Annotated in this window: 3 protein-coding genes; all 3 read left to right on the forward strand. The window is 60.8% G+C overall.

The window, feature by feature from the left end; all coding sequences use genetic code 11:
* Positions 1-508: 508 nt before the first annotated feature.
* The 3 genes from BLO97_RS30230 (at position 509) to BLO97_RS30240 (ending at position 4,733) form a co-directional block, all read left to right on the forward strand.
* A complete protein-coding gene (locus BLO97_RS30230; RefSeq protein ID WP_092349771.1) occupies positions 509-1,573 on the forward strand; it encodes a homoserine dehydrogenase in 1,065 nt (354 codons plus the stop codon).
* On the forward strand, positions 1,570-2,982 hold the full coding sequence (locus BLO97_RS30235; RefSeq protein WP_092349774.1) for an aldehyde dehydrogenase family protein: 1,413 nt from the start codon (positions 1,570-1,572) through the stop codon (positions 2,980-2,982). The genes BLO97_RS30230 and BLO97_RS30235 overlap by 4 nt, the downstream gene beginning before the upstream one ends.
* A gap of 476 nt (positions 2,983-3,458) precedes the next feature.
* The gene (locus tag BLO97_RS30240) at positions 3,459-4,733 is read left to right on the forward strand and encodes a glycoside hydrolase family 68 protein (protein WP_092349777.1); all 1,275 of its coding nucleotides are present in this window, start codon (positions 3,459-3,461) and stop codon (positions 4,731-4,733) included.
* Positions 4,734-5,548: the final 815 nt, after the last annotated feature.

Genomic DNA, 5,548 nt, shown 5'->3' on the forward strand with positions numbered 1-5,548 from the left:
CCATCGCGAGCATGCTCGCACACAGGAGGAATGTGCCCAACCACCACAACCCCCGTGGCGAGGGAGCTTGCTCCCGCTGGGCTGCGAAGCAGCCCAACCCGATTGACCGCAATCCACCTGACCCACCGCGCTGGCCAACTCCAGGGGCTGCTGCGCAGCCCAGCGGGAGCAAGCTCCCTCGCCACAAGAGCGGCCGGCGGTGCGCCAGCCAAGCAGGTGGATTTCCTGACACCAATGGACCAGGCACCGAGAAAACCTGTGGGACCGAGCTTGCTCGCGATAGCGGTACACCAGCCACCATCGATGTGCCTGACCTGGCCCCATCGCGATCAAGCTCGCTCCCACAGGGGAATGTGCCTGGCCAGTGGAACAAGCATGCTTACCGCTTTGCCCACCCCCTGGTCAAAACGCCCAAAAAATAGAGCAAATTGGCATATTTCACTGCCCAGCCCACCCCCCTAACCTAGATCCCAACAACCTCATCACCCGGATCAAGGACATAACAAAAATGACTGAATACAAACTGGCGCTGGTCGGCTTCGGCGGTGTGAACCGGGCATTGGCTCAACTGATTGCCGAGCGTAACGAAAGCTGGAAAACCGACCTCGGCTTCACCCTGAAAATCGTCGGCGTGACCGACCTGTTCCTCGGTTCGGTGATGGACCGCCACGGCCTCGACGCCGCGTCGCTGGCCAGACTGCCAGCCACCCAAGGCGCCATGGCTCAACTGCCCGGCGGCACCATCGACGCCCTCAACGAAGCCGTGATCAAAGACTGCGGCGCCGACATCATCGCCGAAGCCACCTTCACCAACCCGGTGGACGGCGAGCCCGCCAGCTCGTTCTGCCGCTGGGCCCTGGAGCGCGGCAAGCACGTGGTCACCACCAACAAAGGCCCCATCGCCCTGCACGGCGCCGAACTCAAAGCCCTGGCCCAGCGCAACAACGTCGCCTTCGAATACGAAGGTTCGGTCATGAGCGGCACCCCCGTCATTCGCCTGGCCAAACAATCCCTGGCCGGCAGCTCGATCACCGGTTTCGAAGGCATCCTCAACGGCACCTCCAACTTCGTCCTCACCTGCATGGAAGGCGGATCGGGATTTGCCGAAGCAGTCAAAGAAGCCCAAGAACTGGGCTACGCCGAAGCCGACCCAACGGCGGATGTCGAAGGCCATGACGTGCGCCTCAAAGTCGTCATCCTCGCCAACGAACTGCTGGACGCCAAGCTCACCGTCAACGACGTCACCTGCCGCGGCATCTCCGCCCTCAGCCTCGCCGACATCGAAAAAGCCCGCCACAACGGCGCCCGCTGGAAACTCATCGGCGCCGCCACGCGCCAGGCCGACGGCTCCATCAGCGCCAGCGTCGAACCGCGCCTGCTGAGCAACGACCACCCACTGGCCAGCGTCAGCGGCGCCACCAATGCCGTGTCGTTCACCAGCGAACTGCTCGGCGCCGTTACCGTCTCCGGTCCGGGCGCAGGCCGCACCGAAACCGCCTTCGCGCTGCTGTCGGACATCATCCACATCCACATCCACCAATCGGCAACCCGCAAACAGGAGCACAACCTGTGAACGTATCGCGCCTGGCCCTGGCGGTCGTCGAACCGCACATCGAAGTCCTCAACCCATTTGATGGCAGCATCGTCGGCACCGTCGCCGACGTGTGCGCCTCGGAAGTCCCGCAACTGCTCGAGACCGGACGCAGCGGCGTCAAAGCCTGCGCCGCGCTCCCCCGTCATCGTCGCGCTAGCATCCTCGAACACGCCGCACTGAACATCGAACGCGACGCCAAAGCCTTCGCCCGGCTGATCGTCGACGAAGCCGGCAAGACCCTCAAGCAGGCCGAAAAAGAAGTCAAACGCTGCGTCAACACCCTCAAGCTCTCCGCCGAAGAAGCCAAGCGCAACGCCGGCGAAATCGTGCCATTCGATGCCTACGAAGGCGCCGAATCGCGCCAAGGCTGGTTCACCCGCGAACCCCTGGGCCTGATCGTCGCCATCACCCCCTACAACGACCCGCTGAACCTGGTCGCCCACAAACTCGGCCCGGCCATTGCCGGCGGCAACGCCGTCATCCTGAAACCGTCCGAGCTGGCGCCGTTGTCGGCGCTCAAATTGGTCTCGTACCTGGTCGCCGCCGGCCTGCCTGAAACCGTGGTCACCGTCGCTACCGGCGGCGCGGAACTGGGCAAAGCCTTGGTCGCCGCCCGCGACGTGCGCATGATCTCCTTCACCGGCGGCTTCGTCACCGGCGAACAAATCGCCCGCACCGCCGGCCTGAAAAAACTCGCCATGGACCTCGGCGGCAACGCCCCGGTCATCGTCATGGCCGACTGCAACCTCGACGCCGCCGTCGACAGCTGCCTCTCCGGCGCTTTCTGGGCCGCCGGGCAAAACTGCATCGGCACCCAACGCCTGCTCATCCACGCCCCGATCTACTCAGCCTTCCGCGAACGCTTCGTCCAAAAGGCCCAAGCCCTCGTGGTCGGCAACCCACTGCTCGCCCACACCGACATCGGCCCGATGATCACCCAGCAGGCCGCGCAGAACGCCGAACAGGTGGTGACCGAAGCCCTGCAACAAGGCGCCACCTTACTCTGCGGCCACCGCCGCCAAGGCACCTGCTACGCCGCCACCGTATTGGAAAATGTCGATCATTCCAGCCGACTCTGGCGCCATGAAGCCTTTGCCCCGGTGGTGGTGTTGCAACCGTTCGACACGTTCGATGAAGCCATTGCGTTGGCTAACGAACCTGAATACGCCCTTCACGCCGGGATTTTTACCAACGACCTCAGCACCGCGATGAGCGCGGCGCGGCGGGTCGAGGCGGGCGGCGTGATGATCAACGACTCTTCGGATTTTCGTTTCGATGCGATGCCGTTTGGCGGTTCCAAGTACGGCAGTTTGGGCAGGGAAGGGGTGCGGTTTGCGTATGAGGAAATGACCCAGCCGAAGGTGGTTTGTTTGAATACGTTGGGATAACAGGTCAGGTCGTTGGCATCGGGCAGGTTTGGTCACCTGCCTGATGCTTTTCTGCACAAACCGCACAGCCACCGCATACCCTGTGGGAGCGAGCTTGCTCGCGATAGCGATACACCCGTCACCCTCAGAACCGCTGACTCCCCGCCTTGTTGAGCTTTGCGCACGACGCCCAAGCTCAGTCGACCAATCCCTCTATGCATTACTTCCACCTGTTGCCAGTTCCGCAAGCTTTCCACTGCATAGCGGCCCAGAGCACCGAGCGTGCCGGCAACGTCGTCGATCTTCCCGTGAACTAACTTCTGCAAACGTTCAAAGCTGAAACGTATCAGCCTTAAGAGAAAACCAAATTATGCACAAATGCATTTTTTTGCTTGACCCGCATGCATAAGCCTCTATAAGGTGGCTTTACTGTATGCGCATCCAGTACTTCTCAAGCATCATTTATTTGAATCCATTCATGGACGAGGTATTACCTTATGAAAACCACCACTGAAAAATTCGGTGTAACCCCCCATCAACCCAGCCTCTGGACCCGCGCTGATGCGCTGAAAGTCCGGGCGGACGATCCCACCACCACGCAGCCGCTGGTCAGCGCGGATTTCCCGGTACTGAACAACGACGTGTTCATCTGGGACACCATGCCCCTACGCGACTTGGACGGTAACGTGACATCCGTCGATGGCTGGTCGGTGATCTTCACCCTGACGGCCGATCGTCATCCAAATGACCCGGCGTACCTCGATGAGGACGGCAACTACGACATCCTCCGCGATTGGAACGATCGTCACGGTCGAGCAAAGATGTACTACTGGTTTTCTCGTACCGGCAAGAACTGGGAATTCGGTGGCCGCGTGATGGCCGAAGGGGTTTCGCCGACCGCTCGCGAATGGGCCGGCACCCCGATTCTGTTGAACGACCGAGGCGAAGTGGACCTGTATTACACCGCCGTCACCCCAGGCGCGACCATCGTCAAGGTACGCGGTCGGGTCGTGACCACTGAACATGGTGTCAGCATGGTCGGCTTCGAGAAGGTCAAGCCGCTGTTCGAGGCCGACGGCAAGATGTACCAGACCGAAGCCCAAAACGCCTTCTGGGGTTTCCGCGACCCATGGCCTTTCCGCGACCCGAAAGATGGCAAGCTGTACATGCTGTTCGAGGGCAACGTGGCCGGTGAGCGCGGCTCGCACAAAGTGGGCGAGGCCGAAATCGGCGACGTGCCACCGGGTTATGAAGATGTCGGCAACTCGCGCTTCCAGACCGCCTGCGTTGGCATCGCCGTGGCCCGCGACGCGGACGGCGACGACTGGGAAATGTTGCCGCCCCTGCTGACGGCCGTGGGCGTCAACGACCAGACCGAACGCCCGCACTTCGTGTTCCAGGATGGCAAGTACTACCTGTTCACGATCAGCCACACCTTCACCTATGCCGACGGCGTGACCGGGCCGGACGGCGTATACGGTTTTGTCGCTGACTCGCTGTTCGGCCCCTACGTGCCGCTCAACGGTTCCGGCCTGGTACTGGGCAACCCGTCCTCCCAGCCATTCCAGACCTACTCGCACTACGTGATGCCAAACGGCCTGGTGACCTCCTTTATCGACAGCGTACCGACCGACGCAACCGGCACGCAGATTCGTGTCGGTGGCACCGAGGCGCCAACGGTGGGTATGAAAATTAAAGGGCAGCAGACGTTTGTGGTGGCTGAGTACGACTACGGTTACATCCCACCGATGCTCGACGTTACGCTTAAGTAATAGCAACACAGGGGGGGCAGGCAGCGGGTTTGAGGTCGATGACAAAACCGTTGTGGATATGATCGAGATATCCCGTCTGATTTATTGCGATGTTGGTCGCAAGCCCCGTTGAGCAACGAGGAGTAACACTGCTTCGCGACTGGCTGCATGGATGCAGCCAGTCGCGTTTCCGCCAATCCCATTTGTGAAACGCCTGACGTGTCGCCATTTTTAGATTTCGGCGACACGTTCTATCGTCATGTCGCCAGCAGCGACATATGCACACATGTTCCTCTGTGGGAGCGAGCCTGCTCGCGATTGCAGTGTGTCAGCAACCTTCCGGCCAGCTGTTTATCGTGACTCCACGAGACTAGCCAAGGCCGACATCGCCTTGCGCCATTGCCTACAACTACGCCAGAATCCGCCGGCTTGTGCGCCTTGGGTCACGTCGGTAGTTTGGGTCCTGTCACTGCTCATCAGTGATCGGGTTTAGTCGCCCAGGGTGAAACAGGTTGTGCAAGGCGTCATCCAGTCAGGATTCCCATCCTGCACTTGATGGTGGCTGTGCGCAGGGCGTCCTCGGACGCGCCGGTTTCTTGTTTCCCCGGTCGACTAACCTGCGTACAGCTGCCTCCCATCGTTTAGTCGCGAGCGGGTGATGGCTCCAACTATAGGAAGCAAGACAATGGCAAAAGATACTCCGAACCCCCCTGATACGAACGAGCACGTCTCCCGTGCTCAGTCTGCCCGCAACAAGAAAATCGACGACGCTGCCACGCGAGCGTTGGATTACTACCTGAAGCCTAAGCCTAAGAGCGAAACGTCTGACAAGTCGG

Source organism: Pseudomonas sp. NFACC05-1, from assembly GCF_900100135.1.
GTDB classification, from domain to species: domain Bacteria; phylum Pseudomonadota; class Gammaproteobacteria; order Pseudomonadales; family Pseudomonadaceae; genus Aquipseudomonas; species Aquipseudomonas fluorescens_Q.

Excerpts from the sequence above, each read along its gene's own strand:
- BLO97_RS30230 (WP_092349771.1), top strand. The coding sequence starts at position 509 with ATGACTGAATACAAACTGGCGCTGGTCGGCTTCGGCGGTGTGAACCGG.
- BLO97_RS30240 (WP_092349777.1), top strand. The coding sequence starts at position 3,459 with ATGAAAACCACCACTGAAAAATTCGGTGTAACCCCCCATCAACCCAGC.